Genomic DNA, 21539 nt, shown 5'->3' with positions numbered 1-21539 from the left:
TCATGGCTATCACTCAAAACTACGGCACTGGCCGCCGCAAGTCCTCCACCGCTCGCGTGTTCCTGCGCAAGGGTTCGGGCAACATCACCGTCAATGGTCGTCCGCTGGACGAGTTCTTCGGTCGTGAGACCGCGCGCATGATCGTGCGCCAGCCGCTCGAGCTGACCAAGAACACCGAAAGCTTCGACATCCTGGTCACCGCCGCTGGCGGCGGCACCACCGGCCAGGCCGGTGCGATCCGCCTGGGCATCGCCCGTGCGCTGGTCGAGTACGACGAAACCCTGAAGTCCGAGCTGCGCAAGGCCGGCTTCATGACCCGTGACGCCCGTGAAGTCGAGCGTAAGAAGGTCGGTCTGCACAAGGCCCGCCGCGCCACCCAGTTCTCCAAGCGCTGATTTACCGCGCCTGGTTGGGCTCCTGTGGGTGCCCGCTGGTTGGAAAAGCAAAAGCCCGGCTTCGGCCGGGCTTTTGTCGTTCTGGGGTTGTGGATTTCCTGGTTGCCAGCCAGCGGCCGGCACTACCCGGGGTTTCGCATCTCGGAAGGGGTGGGGTCAGAGCCTTTTCCTTTGGAAAAGGATCCGACCCCGGGCCTCTCTCTGGAGAGGAGCCCCCTTGTTGTTCAAGGGGGTGCGCCGACAGGCGCGGGGATAAGGTGGAATGCGCGACCAAATTAAAAGCAAAAGGCCAGATCTTTCGATCTGGCCTTTTGCTTTTAATTTGGCTGCCCCGGATGGATTCGAACCACCGAATGCCTGAGTCAGAGTCAGGTGCCTTACCGCTTGGCGACGGGGCAAAACGTGCAACTATTTTCTCACTTTTCACACTGAAAAACAACTTGATTTTCAGTGTGGTGGCTATGGGTGGACTCGAACCACCGACCCCAGCATTATGAGTGCTGTGCTCTAACCGGCTGAGCTACATAGCCTTGGTGAGCCCGCTATTCTGCGGATGTGTATCGACCCTGTCAACACTTTTGTGTCGTGCTTGTGGGCCGACAGAGGGCATGGGATAGTCCCGACCAGTAGATTTTCTTAGGAGTCCGCATCGTGATCGATCCGGACGGCTATCGACCGAACGTCGGCATCGTGCTGATGCGGCAGGACGGCCAGGTGTTCTGGGCACGACGCGTGCGCCGGGATGGCTGGCAGTTCCCGCAGGGTGGCATGAACACCGACGAGACGCCTGTCGAGGCCATGTATCGTGAACTGCAGGAAGAGACCGGCCTGCTGCCTGAGCATGTGGAAGTGCTCGGGGCCACGCCCGGCTGGCTGCGCTACAAGCTGCCGGCGCGGGCCATCCGCCGCAACGAGCGGCAGGTCTGCATCGGCCAGAAACAGGTCTGGTTCCTGCTGCGCCTGACCGGCGACGAATCCCACGTGACGCTGGACCACACCGACTCGCCCGAGTTCGACCACTGGCGCTGGGTCGACTTCTGGTACCCGGTAGAGCACGTGGTGATGTTCAAACGCGGCGTCTATGCGCGTGCCCTGCGACACCTCGCGCCACTGGCGCGCGGCGTGGCCGGGCAGGGCGTCACCGCCATGCCCAAGAGCGCCGCGGAGGCCTGGATGCCGGGCCACACCGCCGGGCACGACCGCCCGCGCAAGCGCCCGCGGACCCGAGGGTACTGGCCGAAGAAGGTCACGGGCGACGGCCCGGCCAGCTGACCGGCTGAACGGTATCGAGAATGGTTCAGGTCTCTGATTGACAACCATTCTCGTTTCCATTGGAATAGCCACCAGGCCGCTTGTGGCCTGTCAGCCCGGTTCCCGCCTGTGTACGTCTGCATCTGCAACGGAGTCACCGACCACCAGATCCGCGAAGCCGCCAGCCATGGCGTCAGCACGGTGGCCGAACTGACCATGCGTACCGGTTGTGGTGCCACCTGCGGTTCCTGCCTGGACATGGCCGGCGACCTGCTGGCCAAGGCACGTGCGACCCACGATCTGCCGCTGCCGGTATTGGGCCTGGCGCAGGTCGCCTGATCGCCTTTTCGCGGCGCGTTGACGCCGCGCTTTCGCATCCTTCACTTTCGGCCGCGCAGGCCAATGCGCACGATTCGCGTTCCTTCACGAGCGCACGCGAGGCGTTAAAGTGCCTGCGTTTTCAGCGTGCAGGAGCACCCCCATGAAGGGCGACACCAAGGTCATCGAATTCCTCAACAAGGTCCTCTACAACGAGCTGACCGCGATCAACCAGTACTTCCTGCACGCCAAGATGCTGAAGAACTGGGGCATCAAGGAACTGGCCGAACACGAGTACAAGGAATCGATCGACGAGATGAAGCATGCCGACATGCTCGCCGACCGCATCCTGTTCCTTGAAGGCCTGCCGAATTTCCAGGCGTTGGGCAAGCTGCGCATCGGCGAGAACCCGACCGAGATCCTGCAGTGCGACCTGTCGCTGGAACGCGATGGCGTGGTCACCCTGCGCGAGGCCGTGGCCTATTCCGATTCGGTTGGCGACTACGTCAGCCGCCAGCTGTTCGTGAAGATCCTCGATTCGGAAGAGGAGCACATCGACTGGCTGGAAACCCAGCTGGACCTGATCGAGCGTATCGGCGAGCCGAAGTACCTGCTGAGCAAGCTGGAAGAGTGAGTCAGCCGCCCTGGCCGGCGCGGTGCTGTGCCAGGTAGCCCGTCAGTGCAACACGCGCCCGGGCGAATTCCGCAACCAGCAGCGCCACCGCCACCGCGGGGCGCTGCAGGCTGCCACTACGGGCTTCGTGCTCGATCCGCTGCGCGATCGCCGACAGCGACAATGCGCCGACGTTTGCACTCGATGACTTCAGGCTGTGCGCTGTGGCCTGCAAGCGCAGCTCATCGCCGTTCTGCGCGGCCAGCTGCAACTGCTGCACCATCACCGGCGCATCTTCAAGAAAGACCATGACGATCTGGGTGGCAGCGTCGCCGATCACGGTGTGCAGTTCATCCAGCACGTCGCGGTCGATCACCGGTTTCGGCGCGGCTTGGCTTGTCGTCTCCTGTAGAGCCGCGCCATGCTCGGCTGATGGAGTGGGAGTGCAACTGGCCGTCAGCCGAGCATGGCTCGGCTCTACGGACGGCTCCGCAGAAAGTTGTCCAGGTGATGCAGCTTTGCCGCCACCCCAACGCAGCAGCAGCGCATGCAGCGTGGCGCGCGCGATCGGCTTGGACAGGTAATCGTCCATGCCCGCCTGCAGGCAGCGCTCGCGGTCACCGGCCATGGCGTTGGCGGTCATGGCGATGATCGGCAGGCGCGCGCGCCCGGTCTCCACTTCTTCGGCGCGCCAGCGGCGCGTGGCGGCGTAGCCGTCCAGCACCGGCATCTGGCAATCCATCAACACGATGTCCACGCCGCCTTCGCGGAGGGCGGCCAGCGCCTGCTCGCCATCGGCGGCGTTGCGCACTTCGCACTGGAACACGCGCAGCAGTTGTTCGGCGACCATCCGGTTGACCGTATTGTCCTCCACCAGCAGCACACGCAGATGCAACGGCGGCAGCGTGGCAGCCGGTTGCTCGTTGTCCGCGCTGGCCAGCAGCGCAGCGGGGCGGGCGGGGGCGACCGGTGCAGCCAGCAGTGCATGCAGGGCCGCATCGTCGAAGTGCGGGGGCAGCTGGCGCTGGCGCTGGCGTTGTGGAAGTGCGCCCTCCTGCAGCCACAGCACCTGCAGCGCATCGTCGTCACCACGTTCACTCAGCGCCAGCTGCAGCGTGGCCTCACCGTTGCGGCGTGCGCGGGCATCGACCAGCAGCCATGCCGGTGCCGGTTGTCCGGGCCGCGCGGGAGCGCGCAGGCGCTCGACCACGGCATCCAGCTGTGCCAGCACCTGCACCTGCAGCCCATGGTGGGCGGCGATGCGCTCGATACGTGCCTGCAGCGTTGCATCGGCACTGAACAGCAGCAGCGGTGCCGGTGCGCGCGCCATCGCCGGCAGGTCGCCAGCGACCTTCAGCAGCGGGATCTCGAACCAGAAGGTTGCGCCCTGGCCCGGCGTGGAGTGCACGCCGATGTGCCCGTGCATCAGGTCGATGATGCGCTTGCAGATGGCCAGGCCCAGGCCGGTGCCGCCATAGATGCGGGTGGTGGATGCGTCGGCCTGGCTGAAGGACTGGAACAGGCGTGCCTGCAGCGCGTCGTCGATGCCGATGCCGGTATCGATGATCTCGAAGCGCAGCTGGTGCTGCGCGGCACTTTCACCCAGGCGCAGCACGCGCAGCTGCACCTGGCCGCGGGCGGTGAACTTGATGGCGTTGGCCAGCAGGTTGCTCAGCACCTGGCGCAGGCGCACCGGGTCGCCGCGCACCGGCAGGCGCACCGATGGATCCAGTTGCAGGCCCAGGGCCAGGCCCTTGGCGTCGGCGGCCCGCTGCATCAGCTGTACCACGCCATCGAGCAGGTCGCGCAGGTTGAAGCTGGTGATCTCCAGTTCCAGCGCCTGCGCTTCCAGCCGGGAGTAGTCGAGGATGTCGTCGACGATGCGCAGCAGCTGTTGCGAACTGGCCGAGGCGGTGGCCAGCATCTGCCGCTGGTCTTCGCCCAGCGGCCCGCGTGCGATCAGCTCCAGCATCGGCAGGATGCCGTTGAGCGGGGTGCGGATCTCGTGGCTCATCGTGGCCAGGAACTCGCCCTTGGCCAGCACGGCCGCCTCGGCGGCCTGCTTGGCCTGCAGCAGCTGTTGTTCCAGCTGGCCCTGGCGTTCGGTGGTATGGCGAAGCTGGTCGCGTTCGGCGGCCAGCGCACTGTGCGTGCGCTGCAGCTGGGCCAGCGCATGGTTGCGCGCGCGCAGGCGCAGGCCCAACAGCAGCAGCGCGATGGCGGCCGCAGCAAGGGCAACCAGCAGCACGCCCCACAGCGGCACGTCAGAGCACCGCGTTGTGGAAGTCGAAGTTCAGGTCGCTGCCGGCCGACTGCACCATGTTGCCCTGGATGTAGTCGACTCCGCCTACCCACATCGCCGCTGCAGCCTGCGGATCCTCGATCTGCTGGCCGATGATCTGCAGTCCGGCGGCATGGGCCTGTTCGATCGTCTTGCGCAGTTCCTCGCGCGTGGCCGGATTGGAGTGGCTGCTGGAGAAGCGCGCAGCCATGCGCACGAACGACAGCGGCAGCTGGGTCAGCAGTGCATCGGCCTCGCCGCTGGGTTCGAACTGGCTCAGGCAGAAGCGCACCCCCGCGCTGGCCATGCGCTGGCAGAACTGCTGCAGCGGCACGGTGTGGATCAGTGCGTCGGGCAGGCGCACGTCGATCACCAGCGCACTGCCGGGCAGGTCACGCTGCTGCAGTGATTCCAGCAGCCAGTCGGCGAAGGCATCGCGCTGCAGGGTGCGCAGCGACTGCGAGACGAACAGGCTCAGCGGCTGCGTTGCGTGCCGGTACAGATCCAGCAGGCCCAGTGCGTGGTCCATCACCTGCTGGTCGAGGTCGGCGATGCGCCCGGCGGCTTCCGCGGCGGGGATCACCTGGCCGGCCGCCAGCACCGTGCCATCGGCCTGGCGCAGGCGCAGCAGCAACTGGTATTGCGCGGTGTTGCCGCCTGCCACGGCGACGATCGGCTGGTAGGCCAGTTCCAGCTGGCCCTCCAGCAGCGCCAGGTGTTCCTGTTCGGTGACCGCCTGGCGATGCACATGGCCCGCCACGCCGGCGCTGAGCAGGCGCGCCTGCAGGGTGGTGCGCTCAACCGCTTCCAGCGCACTGCTGGCATCCTCGAAGCCCGGCGACAGCGGCGCATAGCCGACCACGCCGCGCAGATGCACGGATTCGTCGTCGCGGATCACGAAGGCGCGGGCCGACAGCTGCTCGCGCAGGCTCGCGGCGATGCCTTCGAGGGCGTCCTCGTCGGCGTTGCGGGCCAGCAGCAGGAAGCTGTTGTCGTTCAGCCGCGCCAGCAGGTGCGGATGGCCGGCTTCGGCCAGGCGCTGCCCGGCCTGCACCATCAGCCGTTCAAACGCGGCATAGCCATAGCGTTCGCGCAGGCCCAGCGCACTGGCCACTTCGATGAAGAACACGCCGCCCCGGTCGCGGTGGGCGAGTGCGGTGTTGAGCTGCTGCAGCACATGGTGGCGCGTCGGCAGGCCGGTTTCCGGATTGCTGGTGGCCGGTGCGCCGGTGGCGCCCGGCAGGGTCGCGGCCTGGGCACGCGCGCGGCGGATGCGGTTGGCCACCGCTGCGATCAAGTGGCGCGGCCGGATCGGCTTGCTCAGGTAGTCGTCGGCGCCGCTGTCGAGCACTTCGAACTGGCGCTCTGGATCCGGATCGCCGCTGAGGAACACGATCGGCAGCAGCTGCAGGCCGGGCTGCTGGCGGATCAGCGCGGTCAGGCGCATGCCGTCCAGCCCGGGCAGGTGCAGATCCATCAGGATCAGGTCGGGGCGGTGCTCCTTGATCGCCTGCAGCGCGGCATCGGCATCGCTGTGCACGATCGCCTGCATGCCGGCGCCGTGCAGCACGCTCTGCGCGAACAGCGCCTGGGCGCGATCGTCTTCAACGATCAGCACGCGGTAGGGCGAGTCCGAGGGCGGCGGGGCCAGATCGTTGTTGCCGGCTTCGGCCAGTGCGATCGGGCCGGGCAGCGGCGGCGGTGCGCTGTTGACCGGCGCCGGGGCATCGGTCGCGATGGGCGGCGGGGTCGCAACCGTCGGTGCGGCCACAGCGGGGCCTGCCGCCTCGGGCGCCCAGCGCTGCCAATGATCGGCCGGAGGGGTTTCAGCGCGTCCCGGGCGGGCGCCCGCGGGGGATTCGTTTGCGGCCATCGGTGCTCCTGGTGTTCGCGTCCATTATGCGACAAGCCCGGTGCTCAACCGGTACTGCTGTGCCCCGGCGGTGCTGCCGATGCACCGCGCGCCAGCCAGCGCACGCCCTTCCACAGCGCGCGCCAGACCAGCCACACCAGCAGCGCGCCGGCCAGGCTGCAGGCCAGCACCACGATCAGCGCGATCCACGGGTGTGCCAGGGCCAGCGCCAGGCCACCGACTACCACGGTGTCCTCGGCGGCGGAGGCGACCCAGTTGCTGGCCGGTTCCGGCGAGGTATTGAGCAGCGCGCGGGTACCGGCCTTCAGGCCGTGGCTGGCGAGGGCGACGCCGGCACCGGCGGCGAGTGCGCCGGCGCCGAGCTGACCGTCCGGCGACAGGGTAGCCGCTGCGAGGAACGCGCCGGCCGGCACGCGTGCGAGCGTCTGCACCAGGTCCCAGACCGAGTCCACGCCGGGAATCTTGTCGGCGAAGAACTCGGCGATGGCCAGCGCCGCCGACGTGCCCAGCACCCACCAGGATTCGGTGGCCTGCAGAGCGGGCGGCAGGTCGACCCAGCCGAGCAGGCCGGCAAGGCCGACGCCGAACACGGTGAGGTAGACGCGGATGCCGGCCAGCCAGGCCAGCAGGATGCCGATCACGAACAGGTGGGCTTCGGTCATGGCGATGCTCCGGCGACGGAACTGTGCAGGGGACCACACTATCGACGATGGCATGCCTGAACGCCACAGACCGTGGCCGGCCACGGCGCAGGAAACCCACCCGTCCTGTCATACACTAGCCCGTCGTTTGCCACAGGGGCCGTACCGGTGTCGCCCTCGCGATACCCCGGAAACCACCCATGACCAACCGTCCTCCCATGCGCGTGCAGGTACGCCTGCCCGGCGCGCCGCAACCGCCGGCCGACCGTCGCCGCCTACTGGTGATCGGCGGCATCTGGCTGCTCAGCCTGGTGCTGGCGGTGCTGGGTGGCTGCTGGATGGCCACGCCACGCGATGCCCAGGGCCAGCGCCTGCAGGCTGCCGAGAAGCGCGCCGAGACGCTGCAGGCGCAGCTGACCGAGCTGCGCCAGAAGCAGGCCACGCTGGAAGCCTCCGACCGCATCAGCCGCGCCGCCAATAACGAGGTGCAGTCCTCGCTGGCCGAGCGCGATGAGGAAATCGCCGGCCTGCGCGCCGACGTTGCCTTCTATGAGCGCCTGGTGGGTTCGACCAGCCAGCGCAAGGGCCTGAACACCCATTCGATCGAGTTCAGCCCGGAAGCGGCCGGCACCTGGCAGTACACCGCCGTGCTGACCCAGAACCTCAACCGCGGCGCCATCAGCCAGGGGCAGATGCGCTTCACCGTGGAAGGCGTGAAGAACGGCAAGCTGGCCACGATCAGCTGGGATGATCTGCACCAGCGCAGCAAGGTGCCGGGACAGGATTACTCGTTCCGGTACTTCCAGCAGCTCACCGGCAGCGTGATGCTGCCGGCTGACTTCACCCCGCAACGCGTGCGGGTGACATTGGGGAGTGGTACGGGGGGTACCACCCAGGTATTCGACTGGAAACAGGCCGGTGCGCCGGCCGGCAAAGGGGAGTAGGCAGATGTTCGGAAGCAGCAAATCCAACCGTGAAGGCCAGCTGGTGGTGGATGCCCTGATCGGCAACCAGGTGGTGATCCGCGGCGATGTGGAATTCAGTGGTGGCCTGTATGTGGAAGGTCGCATCCACGGCAAGGTGATCGCCACCGAAGGCGCCAGCGGCGCGACCCTGACGGTCGCCGAGCATGGCGTGATCGAGGGTGAGATCCGGGCCCAGGTGGTGGTCATCAGCGGCCGTCTGGACGGCGATGTACACGCCACCGAGAAGGTCGAGCTGACCCCCAGCGCACGGGTCAATGGCAACGTCCATTACCAGGTGGTGGAGATGAATGCGGGCGCCCAGCTGAACGGCCGCCTGATCCATGCCAGCGCCCCGATGGCGGCCCTGCCGGCGCCGGAAGGCGATGAGGCCAATGGCGGCAAGGGCGACACCGCCGCACGCCGCAAGCTGGCCGAGGCGATGGCTTGAAAGCCATCCCCGGCACCCCCATGCTGGCACCATGAGCACGCTAGTCTCCCTGCCCGGCGCCACCCCGGTTGCCGCGCCCGATTACCAATCGCTGGAGCGCCCGCTGAACTTCACCGAGTCGGCGGCCGCCAAGGTCAAATCCCTGATCCAGGAAGAGGGCAACCCCGACCTGGCCCTGCGTGTGTACATCGAGGGCGGCGGCTGTTCGGGCTTCCAGTACGGGTTCGAGTTCGACGAGAACCGTGCCGAGGATGACCTGGCGGTACAGACCAGCGGGGTGACCCTGCTGGTCGACCCGCTGAGCCTGCAGTACCTGATGGGCGCCGAGGTGGACTACACCGAGAGCCTGACCGGTGCCCAGTTCGTGATCCGCAACCCGAACGCAAAGACCACCTGCGGCTGCGGCAGCAGCTTCAGCATGTAAAAGGCCTGTGGCCGGAATGTGCCAACCAGGGTTGGCACCTGCCAGAGCGGGTAGATCCACGCCATGCGTGGATGAACCTTCCTGCATCCACAACGGCAGATTGCGCACAGCGCCGACCTTGCCACCCGCATCGATTGGCGGCACGCTTGCAGGATGCCCAATACTCCTTCGCCGCTTTCCGGTTTCGCCTTCGTGGGTGAACCGCTGGAGCGCGCCGATGCCCTGCGCGAAGATGCCGATGCACTGGCGCGCCTGTGGCCGGGCGCGCGCATTCTCGTGCTCGATCAGGACGGCAGCGCCTTCACCGGCGATGACGATCAGCCACTGGCGCTGACCGGCGCCGACATCGGCGGCGGCCCGGGTGCCGCGATCTTCCTCGGCCTGCGCGGAGAGCAGGCGTGGTTCTCGGTTGAAGCCACCAACGTCACCATCAGCGCACCACGCCGGCTTGATCTGCGCCAGGCCGCGCTGCTGTGGTCGATGGCCGATGCGACCGCCTTCAGCTATGCCCGCGGCATGTCGTACTGGCACTCGCGCACCCGCTTCTGCGGCGTGTGCGGCGGCGCCGTGGCGTTTGCCCGTGGTGGCTTCGTCGGCCGCTGCGGGCAGTGTTCCACCGAACACTACCCGCGTGTCGACCCGGCGGTGATCGTCGCCGTGGAAAACCAGGGCCGGCTGCTGCTGGGCCGGCAGTCGAACTGGGCCCCGCGTCGCTACTCGGTGCTGGCCGGCTTCGTCGAACCCGGCGAGACCTTCGAGCAGACCGTGGTGCGGGAAGTCCATGAAGAGAGCAAGGTGCGGGTGACGGCCTGCCAGTACCTCGGTTCGCAGCCCTGGCCATTCCCGGGTGCGCTGATGGTTGGCTTCCGCGCACAGGCGCAGGATGACCTGCCGACCGTGGACGGTGAGCTGGAAGACGCGCGCTGGTTCAGTGCCGACGAGGTCGGCGCGGCACTGGCGCGCGACGTGGAGGACGATGGCCAGGGTATCCGCCTGTCGCCGCCGATCTCGATTTCGCGCGGCCTGATCGAGCATTGGTACCGGCAGCAGGAGGGCTGAGCCGGGCCGGCTGGGGCGATTGCATTGCCGCCACCTGAACACGGCCCGGGTTACAGTGCGGGTCATCGCGGAGGGCGCCGCTGCGACAGGTAAGGTAGCGGCGCCGAGCGTTCTGTTTTGTAGGGAGACCTGCCATGTTCACCACTCTGGCCGCCGTGCTGGTGGCACTGGCCCTGGGCCATGTTGCTCCGGCCGCTGCTGCCTCGCTGCGCCGTTTCGACGGTTTCCGGCGTTGGCTGGGCTGGCTGGATGCGCGTGGTGGCAAGGCCTGGCAGGGACCGGCCGGCGTTGCCTTGGCACTGCTGCCGCCGCTGTTGCTGATGGTGCTGCTGGCGTGGCTGTTGCGCGGGGTGCTGTTCGGCCTGCCGTCGCTGCTGCTGGGCGTGGCGGTGCTGGCCTGGTGCTGGGGCCCGCGTGACCTGGACCGCGATATCGAGGCCATTATCGATGCCGATGATGCGGCGACGCGGCAGGCTGCAGTGCGCAACCTGCAGTCGGCCGGCGGCAGCCTGCGCGAGGACATTCCGTCACTGGTCGAGGCGACGGTGCTCAACGCACTGCGGCGCTGGTTCGCGGTGCTGTTCTGGTTCCTGTTGCTGGGCCCGGCTGGCGCGCTCGGTTACCGGCTGCTGGCGCTGATGGCGGAGAGCCCGATGCGCGCACGCGTGCCGGTGGAGCCGCTGGCGCTGGCGCAGCGCCTGCTGGGCTGGATCGAGTGGCCGGTGGCGCAGCTGATGGCCTTCTCGATGGCGCTGGTGGGCAATTTCGATACGGCGTGGAAGGCCTGGCGCCAGGCCCATGGCGAACGCCTGGCCGGCAACATCGGGTTCCTTGGCGCGGTGGCGCGGGCCAGCGTCAACGCCGAGCTGCGTGAGGATGCGCACGATTACACCGAGGCAGGGTTGCTGCCGGTGTGGCAGCGGTTGCCGGACCTGCGTGATGCGATGAGCCTGGTGTGGCGGATGCTGCTGCTGTGGCTGGCGGTCCTCGCCCTGCTGGTGATTGCAGGCTGGGTGACGTAGTTGCTGTTGCAGGGCTTGCAGCCCTGCACCTGCAGAAGCCAAAGCCAAAGCCAAAGCCAAAGCCAAAGCCAAAGCCAAAGCCAAAGCGGCTCTGGATTGCTGAGGGTTGGGCGGGGCGGTGTGGGGCTGCAGGACACGCCGTAAACCCGTCCCTGGGGGCTCGATGGCGCCATCCATGGCGCCAACGGTCCTGCTGCCCCACACCGCCCCACCCCCGACAGTTTCCCGGTGACGGTGGGTCAACCGCGACTGCCGGTGGGTGTCGACCTTGGTCGACACGGTCGATCCACGCCATGCGTGGATACAGAGCGAAGCGATCCGCTTCTGTTTTTGATCTTCTCTTTCTTTTCCGTGGTGGACGCACACGGAAACTGTCCGTGGCCGGGCGGGATGGGTTTGCGGGGGTGTCCGCGGCATGGATGCCGCGGCCAAGCCTCCACGGACGGATTCACGGCGTCCCCCGCAAACCCATCCCGTCCGGCCAACCCCAGGGCTTTTGCCTTCAAACGTCGCCCACCGCGAGGGGCTGCGCCGTTGGCTGGAAAACCTAGATCGGTGCCAGTGCGGTGAACGGTGCCCAAGGCAGGTTGCGCAGCAGCGCATACCCGGGCAGGACCCAGAGCCAGAACATGGGATTGGCCAGTACCCGCATGAGCGGGTCGAGCACGCGCGGCCGGATGCCGGCGACGTTCAGCAGCATCAGCAGCAGGAACGGCAGGCTGATGACCAGCAGCGGGTTCATCGCCATCGCGCCGGGCAGGTCGAAATGGACCAGTGAATACAGGCAGCGGGTGCTGCCACAGCCCGGGCAGTACAGGCCTGTCAGCGCGTACAGCGGGCAGCTCGGCAAAGGATTGCCGGCGACATACGGATTGACGTTGCGCAGCACCACCGCGGCACCGGCGGCCAGGCCGGTGGCGGCCAGCAGCGGTGCCCAGCGGGCGAATCGGGAGCGGGCGGGAAGTGCGGACATTGCAGCAACGGATCCGGCGCAGGCGCCGGATCCGTCCACGCGGATCAGTAGCCGCTGTTGTTCATTGCACCCATGCCGCCGACAGCGACGATCAGGATGCCGTACAGCACGCCGACCACGACGGCGGCGATGGCCGACCAGATCGCCCACTTCTTGGCCTTGGCGGCGGAGTCCTGGGCACCGGCGATGTCGCCAGCGGCCAGCTTGCCGTTGACCTGCGCGGCGTAGACGATCGACACGATGCCGGCCGGCAGGCAGCAGAACAGGGTGCTCAGGATGGCCCAGACCAGATTGTTCGGGACCTGCGGAGTGGCGGTGTTCATGGGTTCAAGCTCCTTGATGGGTGGTGGTGGTGAATCATTGGTCGGAAAGAGCGCCCAGTACGGCCAAGCCGCCGAACAGCCCGAACCACAACAGCAACAGGACCGGCAGGGCCACGGCCGAAGCCACCGCCCACCAGCCCGCCTTGCGCGACGCACTGTAGGCCCCCGGCAGGTCGCCGGCGGCGCGGCGGCCATCGACCTGGGAGGCATAGACGATCGACACCACGCCCAACGGCAGGCAGCAGAACAGCGTCGTCAGGATCGCCCAGACCAGATGGTTGGGGATGTAGACCGGACGGCTGAGCGGTGGCGGTTGATTCAAAGCAAGACTCCATTCCTTGGTGGCCGGCCATGATGAAACGGCCGAACCTCCCCCCTGTGGGTGCGTAATCTACCTCAACCCGCGCTGCATGTATGCGGTTACAGTCAGATACTGGCCGGTATGGCCCTTGATCTGACGCATCTGACGGACCTCTGCGATGCATCGGAGGGCGAGGATGGGGGCTTGTCGCTGGGACGGTCTACCCGTGTCCGTGCGGTCGATCAGGCGTGATCACCACGCAGGGCCCGCACCTGGGCCTCCAGCACCGGGGCGCTGGTGGTGCGGCCATCCACGGCCGGTGCCGCCACCACCTCGACCGTGGCGCGGAAACGACGCGGCACCCGCATGCGGCCAAGGCGGCTGTCGCGGCGGCTCCACATGCTCGACCACATGCCGCGCAGCGCCATCGGCACCACCGGCACCGGCCGCCGCTCGAGGATCTTCTCGACGCCGGACTTGAACGGCGCCATCTGCCCGTCGCGGGTCAGCGCGCCCTCGGGGAAGATGCAGACCAGTTCGCCTTCGGCCAGCGCCGCGTCGATCTCATCGAACGCACGCTGCATCAGCGCCGGGTCTTCGCGCGCCCCGGCAATCGGGATCGCCTTGGCGGTCCGGAAGATCCAGCGCATCACCGGGATGTTGAAGATCTTGTAGTACATGACGAAGCGCACCGGGCGCGGGATGGTCGCCGACAGGATCAGCGCGTCCATGTAGCTGACGTGGTTGCAGACCAGCAGTGCGGCGCCTTCGTCCGGCACGTTGGCCTCGATGCCGTGCGGGCGCAGCCGGTACAGGGTGCGCACCATCAGCCAGCTGAGGAAGCGCATCAGGAATTCGGGGACGATGGTGAAGATGTAGATCGCCACCAGGGCGTTGGCGATGGCCAGCGCCAGGAACTGCTGCGGAATGGTCCAGTGCAGCAGCTTGTGGGCGGCCAGCGACAGCAGCGCCGCAGCGACGATGAAGCCCGAGTTCTGGATGTTCAGTGCGGCGAACACGCGCGACATCTGCGCCTTCGGCGTGCGGCTCTGGATCAGTGCGAACAGCGGCACCACGAAGATGCCGGTGAACAGGCCGATGCCGATCAGGTCGATGACGATGCGGATGCTGCCGGGCTGCTGCAGGAACGGCCCGATGGTCAGCCCGTGCACTGTCGCTTCGCCGCTGCGGGCGAAGTACAGGTCGAGCAGGAACGCGGTCATGCCGAACGCGCCCAGCGGTACCAGGCCGATTTCCACCGTACGTGCTGACAGCTTCTCGCACAGCAGCGAGCCGACGCCGGTGCCCACCGAGAACAGGGCCAGCGCGAAGATGTACAGGGTCGGCTGGCCGCCCAGGTTGGTCACCGCATACGCCGGCAACTGCGAGGTCAGCACGGTGCCGACGAACCAGAACCAGGACACGCCCAGGATCGAGTTGCGTACGGCTTTCTGCTGGCGCGCCATGCGCAGCACCGCCAGCGATTCCGGCAACGGGTTCCAGTTGATCTTCAGGTTCGGGTCGCCGGCATCGACCTTGGGAATCAGGCGGGCGGCAATGTTGCCGCAGATCGCCAGGGCGATGATCGCGCACGCGGCCACCACCGTGCCGTGACTGCCAGCCACGGTGAACATCAGGCCGCCGACGATCATGCCGGAGAGGATCGACATTGAGGTGCCCATCTCGACCAGGCCGTTGCCGCCGGTCAGCTCTTCTGGCCTGAGCACCGACGGCAGCACTGAGTACTTCACCGGGCCGAACAGGGTGGACTGCATGCCGGTGCAGAACAGCGCGACCAGCAGCACCGGCAGGCTCTGGGTGAGGAAGCCGGTGGCCGCCAGCGACATGATCACGATCTCCATGGTGGTGGTGATCACGATCAGTCGCGATTTTTCCAGTTTGTCGGCGATCTGCCCGGCCAGCGCCGAGAACAGGAAATATGGCAGGATGAAGATGGCCGGTGCCAGGGTGGCGTACAACCCCAGTTCTTCCTCCGGCACAGCCATGAACAGCAACATGCTGATGATCGCCTGCCGGTACACGTTGTCGTTGAACGCACCGAGCGCCTGGACCACGAAGAACGGCAGGAAACGGCGCTGGCGCAGCAGGGCGAACTGGTTGTGACCGGACATGGAACCTCCTTGACCGGCGCAGCCTAGCATTCCTTCCCCTCTGCTGTGGATGCGGACCTGTGGGTGCGGACCGTTGGTCCGCACACCTGCCAGCACTCTCAGACGATATCGTCGACCACGCCGCCATCCACGCGCAGCGCCGCACCCGAGGTTGCCGAGGCCTGCGGCGAGGCCAGGTAGACCACCATGTTGGCCACTTCCTCGACCGTGGCGGTGCGCTGGATCACCGAGGACGGCCGGTGCGCCATCACGAACTCACGGCCGATCTGCTCCAGCGGCTTGCCGCTGCGCTGGCGTTCATCCTCGAACATCGCCGCAAAACCATCGGAGAGGGTCGGGCCGGGCAGCACCGCGTTGACGGTGACGCCACTGCCGGCCACGCGCTTGGCCAGGCCGCGCGACAACGACAGCTGCGCGGTCTTGCTGACCCCGTAATGGATCATGTCGGCGGGAATGTTGCGCGCTGATTCGGAGGAAATGAACAGCACGCGGCCCCAGCCGGCATCGACCATTGCCGGTAGCAGCGCACGCGACAGGCGCACGCCGGACATCACGTTGGTCTGCCAGTAGCGCTCCCAGGTCGCGTCATCGGTCTCGAAGAAGTCCTGTGGGCCGAAGATGCCGGCGTTGTTGACCAGGATGTCGACCTTGGGCAGGCCGGCCAACAGTGTTTCGACACCGGCTGCATCAGAGAGATCGGCGGCGACGCCGAGCACGTCGGCTCCCGGCACGGTGGCGAGCAGGTGCCGGCGGGCGCGCTCGACGCTGTCGGTGCTGCGGCCATTGAGAATGACACGCGCACCAGCGCTGGCCAGTCCTTGGGCGATGGCCCGGCCGATGCCGGCGGTGGAGGCGGTGACCAGCGCGGTGCGGCCACTGAGCTCGATTTTCATGGCGATAGTCCGGAGCGGGGGGATTGCCCAGTATCCGCGCGGCCGCGTGATCGAACCGCAGCGCCAGGCGCAACGCGCCGTTGCACACGGCGCAATTGACCCATGCCACGCGTGGGTGGGATCTCCGATCAGCGATGAGGAGTCAGGTCAGGCTGGTCACCGCTTCATTGGCCGCTGCCCGCACCTTCGGCAGCATTCGCAGCACCAGCGCCATCTGCGTGCGGATCAGCTGCAGTTTCGGCGGCATCGCCTCGTCGATCTGCTCCAGCTCGGCGGCCACCGCGCGGTCGGCGTCGTTGTCATCGTCGGCGACCGGTTGCCGTGCGGTCAGCGCCGAGGCCAGTTGCTGCAGTGCCTTGCGCACGCGCTCGCCGGCCGCCAATGCCAGCGGGTCGCCCGCATAGCTGTCCACCTGGTCGCGATGCGCGCCCAGCGCCGACAGGTGTCCCAGCAGTGTGTTGGACAGCGCCAGGAAGCGGAAGCCGGCATCCAGATTGCGGCGCACATGGCCGGGCTCACGCAGCATGTTCGACAGTGCGGTGGACAGCGCGGCATCGGCATTGTGCATGTCGCGCCGCGCGATGCGGTAGGCCAGGTCGTCGCGCATGCCGCTGCGGTACTGGCCCAGCACCGAATCCAGGTAGCGAGCCGCAGTGTCCAGCACGCGTGCCAGGACGAGATGCAGCTGCCGGCCCTGCCAGTCGGGCAGGACCAGGAACGCGGCCGCCGCTGCGATCGCGCAACCCAGCACCGTATCGACCATGCGCGGCACGATCAGCACGAAGCCGTCGCCGATCAGGTTGAAGCAGGTCAGTGCCATCACCGTGATCGCCGCCGACGCCACCAGGTAGCGGTCGGTGCGGGTGAAGAAGAACAGAAGTGCAGAGAGCAAGGCGATCAGCAGCTGCACGTGCAGCTGCGGGAACAGCTGCAGCAGCGCCCAGGTCAGCACCAGTCCGGCCAGGGTACCGACGATGCGCTGGGCCAGGCGTTGGCGGGTGGCGCCGAAGTTGGGCCGGCACACGAACACGATGGTCAGCAGTACCCACGAACCGTTCTGCGCATTGAACAGGCGGATCGCTGCAAAGCCGGCGATCAGCGCCAGCGCCATGCGCAGCCCATGCCGGAACAGCACCGAGCCGGGCGTAAGCTGCTGGCGGATGCGCACGCCCATCTCGCGCAGGGTGTGTGGGTTGCTGTCGCGCAGGCGGGTATCGACGTTGTCCAGGCTGGCTTCGGAGCGCTCGGCATCCAGCAGGCGCCGTTCGATGCTGCGCAGGTTGTGCACCAGCAGGTCCAGCGAGCCCAGCAGGCGCTGCCATTGCGGCCGCTGCTGGTCGCGCAGGTAGGCCAGCGCATCGGCCAGGTCGCGCCCGGCCTGCTGGTTGCCTTCGCCGTACACGAACGGACGGCGCAGCCGGATTGCCTCGCCCAGGCGGGCACAGGCCTGTCCCTGCAGGTCAAGCAGGCGCTGGCAGCGGTACAGCACGTCGCTGTGGAAGAACGCGTCCACCAGCGCGCCGTACGGGTAATGCGAGGAACTGGCGCGCTCGTGGAAATCCTGCGCCATGTAGTACAGGCGCAGGTAAAGGCCGGAGTTCACGCCGGGTCGGCCGGAGCGGCCGAAGCGGGCCAGGATCGCGGTCTTGGCCTCGTTCAGCGCGCCGACCACGCGGCGGTTCTGTTCGGCCAGGTCGAGCTGGCGACGTTGCAGGTCGGCTTCGCGCACCGGCTCGAACAGCGCGGCCTTCAGCTGCAGGTAGCGGCCCAGCTCAACGTACAGTCGCGCCACCCGCTCGCGGACCGGCCGGTTGGCGAACAGCGCGGTCCACAGGATCGACAGCAGGCCGTACCAGACCGCACCGGCCAGCAGGTGGCTGACCGCTTCCAGCGCACTGTGCAGGTCGCTGGCACCGTGCTGTTCCAGGCCGATCATGGTGTAGATCGCCAGCGTCACCGTGGCCTGGGCAATGGACGCATAGCGCTCGCCGAGCGCGCCGAGCAGGGTCAGGCCGAAGGTGGACAGCGCCAGCGCGCCGATGAAGATCCACGGCCACGGGAACAGCCAGATGACCGATGCTGCGGCAATGCAGAAGCACAACAGCGACAGCGCCACCGCCTTGGTCCGGCCCCACCAGTTGTCATCGGTTTCGGCGATGGCACTGGCGATGATGCCGAGGAACACGCCGGGCAAGGCGGTCAGCGCATCCAGCTGCCAGCACACCGCCAGCGCCGCGGTCAGGGCGATGAACACCCGCAGGCCGTAACTGGCCTTCTCGTGGGCCCACAGGCGGCTGAGGCGGGATTGTCGGGCGGACATGCAGGCTCGGCGGAAGGGTCTCCGACCATTATTGCGGGTGTGGGGTGAAGGGGACAGCCCGCGCAGGAATCCGGTAGTGCCGGCCGCTGGCCGGCAGATTTGCGGTACGGAGAAAGCCGGCCAGCGGCCGGCTCTACCCATAGATCCACGCCGCGCGTGGATGGGCCCTTCTACGCCCGCTGCGCGCGCTAGAGCAGCTTGGCTTCGCGCCTGCGTGCGCGGCGTGCGCGCCAACGCTCGGCCAGGCACGAGAAGATCACGTACAGCGCCGGCGTGCTGAGCAGGGTCAGGCTCTGCGAGAACAGCAGGCCGCCGATCATCGCGATGCCCAGCGGGCGGCGCAGCTCCGACCCTTCACCCAGGCCGATCGCCAGCGGCACGGCGGCCAGGATCGCGACCATCGTGGTCATCATGATCGGGCGGAAGCGCACGATGCTGGCCTCGCGTGCGGCGTCGCGCGGCGCCAGCCCATGCTCGCGCTGCGCCACCAATGCGAAGTCGATCATCATGATGGCGTTCTTCTTGACGATGCCGATCAGCAGAACCAGCGCGATCATCGAGATCACCGACAGTTCGGTGTTGGTGCCGAACAACGCCAGCAGCGCGCCCACGCCCGCCGCCGGCAGCGTGGACAGGATGGTGACCGGGTGGATCAGGCTCTCGTAGAGCATGCCCAGCACCAGGTAGACGGTCAGGATCGCGGCAAACACCAGGATCAGCATGTCGCTGGGATCTGAATTGAAGCCGAAGCCCGCATCGTCGGCCAGGCGGATGTCGCCAGGCATGCGCATGCCGGCGACGGTGGCATCGATGATCGCCTTGGCCTCACCCATGCTCACGTTCGGAGCCAGGTTGTAGCTGAGGTCCATCGTCGTGTACTGGTTCTCGTGGGTGATCTGCGAGGGGGCCAGGCCGGGCATCTGCGTGGCCACCGCGGTGATCGGCACCATGTCGCCGTTGCGCGCACGCACGTACACCTCATCCAGCGCCGCCGGGGTGGCGGTCTGCGAGGGCAGGGCGTTGACCACCACGCTGTACTGGTTGATGTCCGAATAGATGGTGGAGATCTGGCGCTGGCCGAACGCACCGTACAGCGCGCCGTCGATGGCGCCGACAGTGATGCCCAGGCGCGCGGCCTTGGCGCGGTCGATCTGGATGTTCTGGCGCAGTCCGGCATTGTCCACGTCGGTGCCGACGTCACGCAGCTTCGGGTTCTTCTTCAGTTCCGCCTGCAGCTTGGGCAGCCATTCCTGCAAAGCAGCCAGGTCGTTGCCCTGCAGGGAAATGCGGTACTGCGCGCCCTGGCTGGAACCGCCGCCATCGTTGCTGGGCAGGTCCTGGATCGCGCGCAGGCGCAACTGCAGGTCGGGGTAGCGATCGGCCTTGGCACTGAGTCGCGCCAACGCATGTGCGGTGGTTTCGCGGCGACCGTCGCTGCGTGACTTCAGCTCGATGTTGAACTGTGCACTGGAGCCCTGACGGCCGCTGCCGAGGCGCACACCCACGGTTTTCACTGCCGGGTCGGCCATCAGCATGTCGGTGATGCGACGCTGGCGGGCGACCATGTCCTCGAAGGAGACGGTGGCGCTGGAATTGGCGCGGCCCCAGATCAGGCCGGTGTCCTGCGGCGGGAACGCGCCCTTCTTCACCGCCCCGAACAGGAAGATGGTGACGCCGATCAGGATCAGCGGCGTCAGCGACAGCAGCAGCGCGTGGCGCAGCGAGAAGTCCAGGAACACGGTGTAGATGCGCAGCATGCGCTCGTGGCCGGCATCCAGCCAGCGTCCGAAGCGCGACGGCGGCGCGCTGTGGTCATGGGCGCTGAGGAAGCGGCTGCACAGCGCCGGGGTCAACGTCAGCGAAACGATCATCGAGACCACGATGGCCGCCACCAGGGTGACGGTGAACTCGCGGAAGAACGCGCCCATCATGCCGCTGGCGAACAGCAGCGGGATGAACACCGCGACCAGCGAGGCGGTGATCGAGACAATGGTGAAGCCGATCTCGCGCGCACCGGTCAGCGCCGCCTGCATGCGCGGCATGCCCTCATCGAGGTGGCGCATGATGTTCTCGATCACCACGATCGCATCGTCCACGACGAAGCCGATCGCGATCACCAGCGCCAGCAGGCTCAGGTTGTTCAGGGTGAAGCCCATCACGTACATCACCAGCGCGGCACCGGCCAGCGACAGCGGTACGGTCACTGCGGCGATCAGCGTCGGTGCCAGCCGGCGCAGGAACAGCGCCATGGTCAGCACCACCATCGCCAGGCTGATCAGCAACGTGATCTGCACTTCATGCAGCGACGAGCGGATGGTCGGCGTACGGTCGAAGTACGGCGTCATCGTGGTGCCGGGCTGCAGGTAGTCGCGCAGGGTCGGGATCTGCGCCTTGACCCGGTCCACGGTCTCCACGATGTTGGCGCCGGCACGGGTGAACACGTACATCACCACCGCCGGTTTGTGGTCGAACCACGCGGCCTGGTAGGCATCCTGCTGGCCGTCGTAGACATTGGCGATGTCCTTCAGGCGGATCACCCGGCCATCGCCCTGGGTCTTGACCACCAGATCGGCGAAGTCGGCCGCACGCGCCACCGAATCGTTGGCGATGATCGCGGTTGTGGTGTTGCCGTCGCTGAGGAAGCCGGTGGGCGAGGTCACGTTGGCCGCGCGCACCGCATTGCGCAGGTCATCGGCGGTCAGGCCCAGCGCGTTCATCAGGCGCAGGTTGACGTCCACGCGCACCGCTGGCGTCGACGCGCCGGCGATGTCGACCGAGGCGACGCCACTGATCTGGCGGATGCGCTGCGCCAGCAGCGAATCGGCGACGTTGTACAGCTCATCGGCCGACTGCGTCTGCGAGGTCAACGCGATGGCGATGACCGGGTCGTCGTTCGGGTTCGCCTTCTGGTACATCGGCGACCCCATGCCCGAGGGCAGGTCGGCCTGGGCCGAGTTGATCGCCGTCTGCACGTCCAGCGCGGCCGAGTCGATGTTGTGGCCGCTCTGGAAGATCATGAACACCAGCGAGCTGCCTTCCGAGCTCGACGAGCGCATGCGGTCGATGCCCGGCAGCTGGCCGAGATGGCGTTCCAGCGGCGCGGTAACCGTGGAGGCCATGGTCGCCGCATCGGCGCCGGACTGGCTGGCATGCACGAAGATCACCGGGATCTCGATGTTCGGCAGTGCCGATACGCCCAGGCGCAGGTAGCAGATCAGGCCGACCATGAACAGGCCGATGGCCAGCAGCGCGGTGCCGATCGGGCGGCGGATGAAGGGGCCGGACAGGTTCATCGTGCGGCCCCTTG

General features: G+C 67.3%; 19 protein-coding genes and 2 tRNA genes. 9 read left to right on the top strand and 12 right to left on the bottom strand.

Features of this window, described 5'->3' with window-relative positions; all coding sequences use genetic code 11:
* Positions 1-2: 2 nt before the first annotated feature.
* Positions 3-395: a 30S ribosomal protein S9 gene (gene rpsI, locus AC5QAB_RS14875; protein WP_005411311.1), complete on the top strand. Its 393-nt coding sequence runs from the start codon at positions 3-5 to the stop codon at positions 393-395.
* Between the two features lie 323 nt (positions 396-718).
* Here rpsI and AC5QAB_RS14870 read toward each other — a convergent pair.
* Together AC5QAB_RS14870 and AC5QAB_RS14865 are read right to left on the bottom strand one after the other, a co-directional pair.
* Positions 719-793: transfer RNA gene (locus tag AC5QAB_RS14870), tRNA-Gln, on the bottom strand.
* Between the two features lie 55 nt (positions 794-848).
* Positions 849-925, bottom strand: a tRNA-Met gene (locus tag AC5QAB_RS14865).
* A gap of 121 nt (positions 926-1046) precedes the next feature.
* Between AC5QAB_RS14865 and AC5QAB_RS14860 the strand changes: the two genes are divergently transcribed.
* The 3 genes from AC5QAB_RS14860 (at position 1047) to bfr (ending at position 2598) form a co-directional block, all read left to right on the top strand.
* Positions 1047-1667, top strand: coding sequence for an RNA pyrophosphohydrolase (locus AC5QAB_RS14860; RefSeq protein ID WP_014648660.1), 621 nt, complete (start codon positions 1047-1049; stop codon positions 1665-1667).
* Positions 1668-1775: 108 nt separating this feature from the next.
* Positions 1776-1985: a (2Fe-2S)-binding protein gene (locus AC5QAB_RS14855; RefSeq protein ID WP_005411309.1), complete on the top strand. Its 210-nt coding sequence runs from the start codon at positions 1776-1778 to the stop codon at positions 1983-1985.
* A gap of 142 nt (positions 1986-2127) precedes the next feature.
* Positions 2128-2598, top strand: a complete 471-nt coding sequence (gene bfr / locus AC5QAB_RS14850) for a bacterioferritin (RefSeq protein WP_005419804.1) — start codon at positions 2128-2130, stop codon at positions 2596-2598.
* A gap of 1 nt (position 2599) precedes the next feature.
* Here the strand turns inward: bfr and AC5QAB_RS14845 are convergent, their stop codons facing one another.
* From AC5QAB_RS14845 to AC5QAB_RS14835, 3 genes are read right to left on the bottom strand one after another with little or no spacing between them, the layout of a single operon-like run.
* Entirely contained in the window at positions 2600-4840 is a 2241-nt protein-coding gene (locus AC5QAB_RS14845) for an ATP-binding protein (RefSeq protein ID WP_495233482.1), read from the bottom strand.
* Between the two features lies 1 nt (position 4841).
* Positions 4842-6731, bottom strand: a complete 1890-nt coding sequence (locus AC5QAB_RS14840) for an EAL domain-containing protein (protein WP_134967083.1) — start codon at positions 6729-6731, stop codon at positions 4842-4844.
* 44 nt (positions 6732-6775) lie between these two features.
* Entirely contained in the window at positions 6776-7393 is a 618-nt protein-coding gene (locus tag AC5QAB_RS14835) for a DUF4126 domain-containing protein (protein WP_049407839.1), read from the bottom strand.
* A gap of 179 nt (positions 7394-7572) precedes the next feature.
* Between AC5QAB_RS14835 and AC5QAB_RS14830 the strand changes: the two genes are divergently transcribed.
* The 5 genes from AC5QAB_RS14830 (at position 7573) to ampE (ending at position 11290) form a co-directional block, all read left to right on the top strand.
* On the top strand, positions 7573-8316 hold the full coding sequence (locus tag AC5QAB_RS14830) for a DUF6776 family protein (RefSeq protein WP_495233481.1): 744 nt from the start codon (positions 7573-7575) through the stop codon (positions 8314-8316).
* A gap of 4 nt (positions 8317-8320) precedes the next feature.
* On the top strand, positions 8321-8785 hold the full coding sequence (locus AC5QAB_RS14825) for a bactofilin family protein (RefSeq protein WP_032956754.1): 465 nt from the start codon (positions 8321-8323) through the stop codon (positions 8783-8785).
* Positions 8786-8816: 31 nt separating this feature from the next.
* Positions 8817-9209 (top strand): iron-sulfur cluster insertion protein ErpA, encoded by a 393-nt coding sequence (gene erpA / locus AC5QAB_RS14820; protein ID WP_005419789.1) that lies wholly within the window; start codon positions 8817-8819, stop codon positions 9207-9209.
* A gap of 153 nt (positions 9210-9362) precedes the next feature.
* Positions 9363-10268: an NAD(+) diphosphatase gene (gene nudC, locus AC5QAB_RS14815; RefSeq protein WP_049407841.1), complete on the top strand. Its 906-nt coding sequence runs from the start codon at positions 9363-9365 to the stop codon at positions 10266-10268.
* Between the two features lie 134 nt (positions 10269-10402).
* On the top strand, positions 10403-11290 hold the full coding sequence (gene ampE, locus AC5QAB_RS14810; RefSeq protein ID WP_014648654.1) for a regulatory signaling modulator protein AmpE: 888 nt from the start codon (positions 10403-10405) through the stop codon (positions 11288-11290).
* 547 nt (positions 11291-11837) lie between these two features.
* On the opposite strand, the gene AC5QAB_RS14805 is transcribed toward ampE, so the two are convergent.
* The 7 genes from AC5QAB_RS14805 to AC5QAB_RS14775 all read right to left on the bottom strand — a co-directional run bounded on the left by AC5QAB_RS14805 (position 11838) and on the right by AC5QAB_RS14775 (position 21525).
* A complete protein-coding gene (locus tag AC5QAB_RS14805) occupies positions 11838-12263 on the bottom strand; it encodes a DUF2752 domain-containing protein (protein ID WP_197561964.1) in 426 nt (141 codons plus the stop codon).
* Between the two features lie 44 nt (positions 12264-12307).
* On the bottom strand, positions 12308-12586 hold the full coding sequence (locus tag AC5QAB_RS14800) for a CD225/dispanin family protein (RefSeq protein ID WP_014648653.1): 279 nt from the start codon (positions 12584-12586) through the stop codon (positions 12308-12310).
* Between the two features lie 34 nt (positions 12587-12620).
* Complete coding sequence (locus tag AC5QAB_RS14795; protein ID WP_005419784.1) at positions 12621-12908, bottom strand: CD225/dispanin family protein; 288 nt, start codon at positions 12906-12908, stop codon at positions 12621-12623.
* Positions 12909-13129: 221 nt separating this feature from the next.
* Positions 13130-15019: an MFS transporter gene (locus AC5QAB_RS14790; RefSeq protein ID WP_495233480.1), complete on the bottom strand. Its 1890-nt coding sequence runs from the start codon at positions 15017-15019 to the stop codon at positions 13130-13132.
* Between the two features lie 98 nt (positions 15020-15117).
* Complete coding sequence (locus tag AC5QAB_RS14785; protein ID WP_014648651.1) at positions 15118-15912, bottom strand: SDR family NAD(P)-dependent oxidoreductase; 795 nt, start codon at positions 15910-15912, stop codon at positions 15118-15120.
* Between the two features lie 142 nt (positions 15913-16054).
* The gene (yccS, locus tag AC5QAB_RS14780) at positions 16055-18232 is read right to left on the bottom strand and encodes a YccS family putative transporter (RefSeq protein ID WP_014648650.1); all 2178 of its coding nucleotides are present in this window, start codon (positions 18230-18232) and stop codon (positions 16055-16057) included.
* A 188-nt stretch (positions 18233-18420) separates the two neighbouring features.
* Positions 18421-21525: an efflux RND transporter permease subunit gene (locus AC5QAB_RS14775; protein ID WP_495233479.1), complete on the bottom strand. Its 3105-nt coding sequence runs from the start codon at positions 21523-21525 to the stop codon at positions 18421-18423.
* Positions 21526-21539: the final 14 nt, after the last annotated feature.

It is taken from the genome of Stenotrophomonas sp. YJH_SMC_127 (assembly GCF_059372445.1).
Note: the sequence above shows the minus strand (reverse complement) of the source record. Positions and strands in the feature narration are given on the sequence as shown.

Excerpts from the sequence above, each read along its gene's own strand:
- nudC (WP_049407841.1), top strand. The coding sequence starts at position 9,363 with ATGCCCAATACTCCTTCGCCGCTTTCCGGTTTCGCCTTCGTGGGTGAA.
- erpA (WP_005419789.1), top strand. The coding sequence starts at position 8,817 with ATGAGCACGCTAGTCTCCCTGCCCGGCGCCACCCCGGTTGCCGCGCCC.
- AC5QAB_RS14785 (WP_014648651.1), bottom strand. The coding sequence starts at position 15,912 with ATGAAAATCGAGCTCAGTGGCCGCACCGCGCTGGTCACCGCCTCCACC.
- AC5QAB_RS14840 (WP_134967083.1), bottom strand. The coding sequence starts at position 6,731 with ATGGCCGCAAACGAATCCCCCGCGGGCGCCCGCCCGGGACGCGCTGAA.
- yccS (WP_014648650.1), bottom strand. The coding sequence starts at position 18,232 with ATGTCCGCCCGACAATCCCGCCTCAGCCGCCTGTGGGCCCACGAGAAG.
- AC5QAB_RS14805 (WP_197561964.1), bottom strand. The coding sequence starts at position 12,263 with ATGTCCGCACTTCCCGCCCGCTCCCGATTCGCCCGCTGGGCACCGCTG.
- AC5QAB_RS14825 (WP_032956754.1), top strand. The coding sequence starts at position 8,321 with ATGTTCGGAAGCAGCAAATCCAACCGTGAAGGCCAGCTGGTGGTGGAT.
- AC5QAB_RS14800 (WP_014648653.1), bottom strand. The coding sequence starts at position 12,586 with ATGAACACCGCCACTCCGCAGGTCCCGAACAATCTGGTCTGGGCCATC.
- rpsI (WP_005411311.1), top strand. The coding sequence starts at position 3 with ATGGCTATCACTCAAAACTACGGCACTGGCCGCCGCAAGTCCTCCACC.
- ampE (WP_014648654.1), top strand. The coding sequence starts at position 10,403 with ATGTTCACCACTCTGGCCGCCGTGCTGGTGGCACTGGCCCTGGGCCAT.
- AC5QAB_RS14835 (WP_049407839.1), bottom strand. The coding sequence starts at position 7,393 with ATGACCGAAGCCCACCTGTTCGTGATCGGCATCCTGCTGGCCTGGCTG.
- bfr (WP_005419804.1), top strand. The coding sequence starts at position 2,128 with ATGAAGGGCGACACCAAGGTCATCGAATTCCTCAACAAGGTCCTCTAC.
- AC5QAB_RS14775 (WP_495233479.1), bottom strand. The coding sequence starts at position 21,525 with ATGAACCTGTCCGGCCCCTTCATCCGCCGCCCGATCGGCACCGCGCTG.
- AC5QAB_RS14830 (WP_495233481.1), top strand. The coding sequence starts at position 7,573 with ATGACCAACCGTCCTCCCATGCGCGTGCAGGTACGCCTGCCCGGCGCG.
- AC5QAB_RS14790 (WP_495233480.1), bottom strand. The coding sequence starts at position 15,019 with ATGTCCGGTCACAACCAGTTCGCCCTGCTGCGCCAGCGCCGTTTCCTG.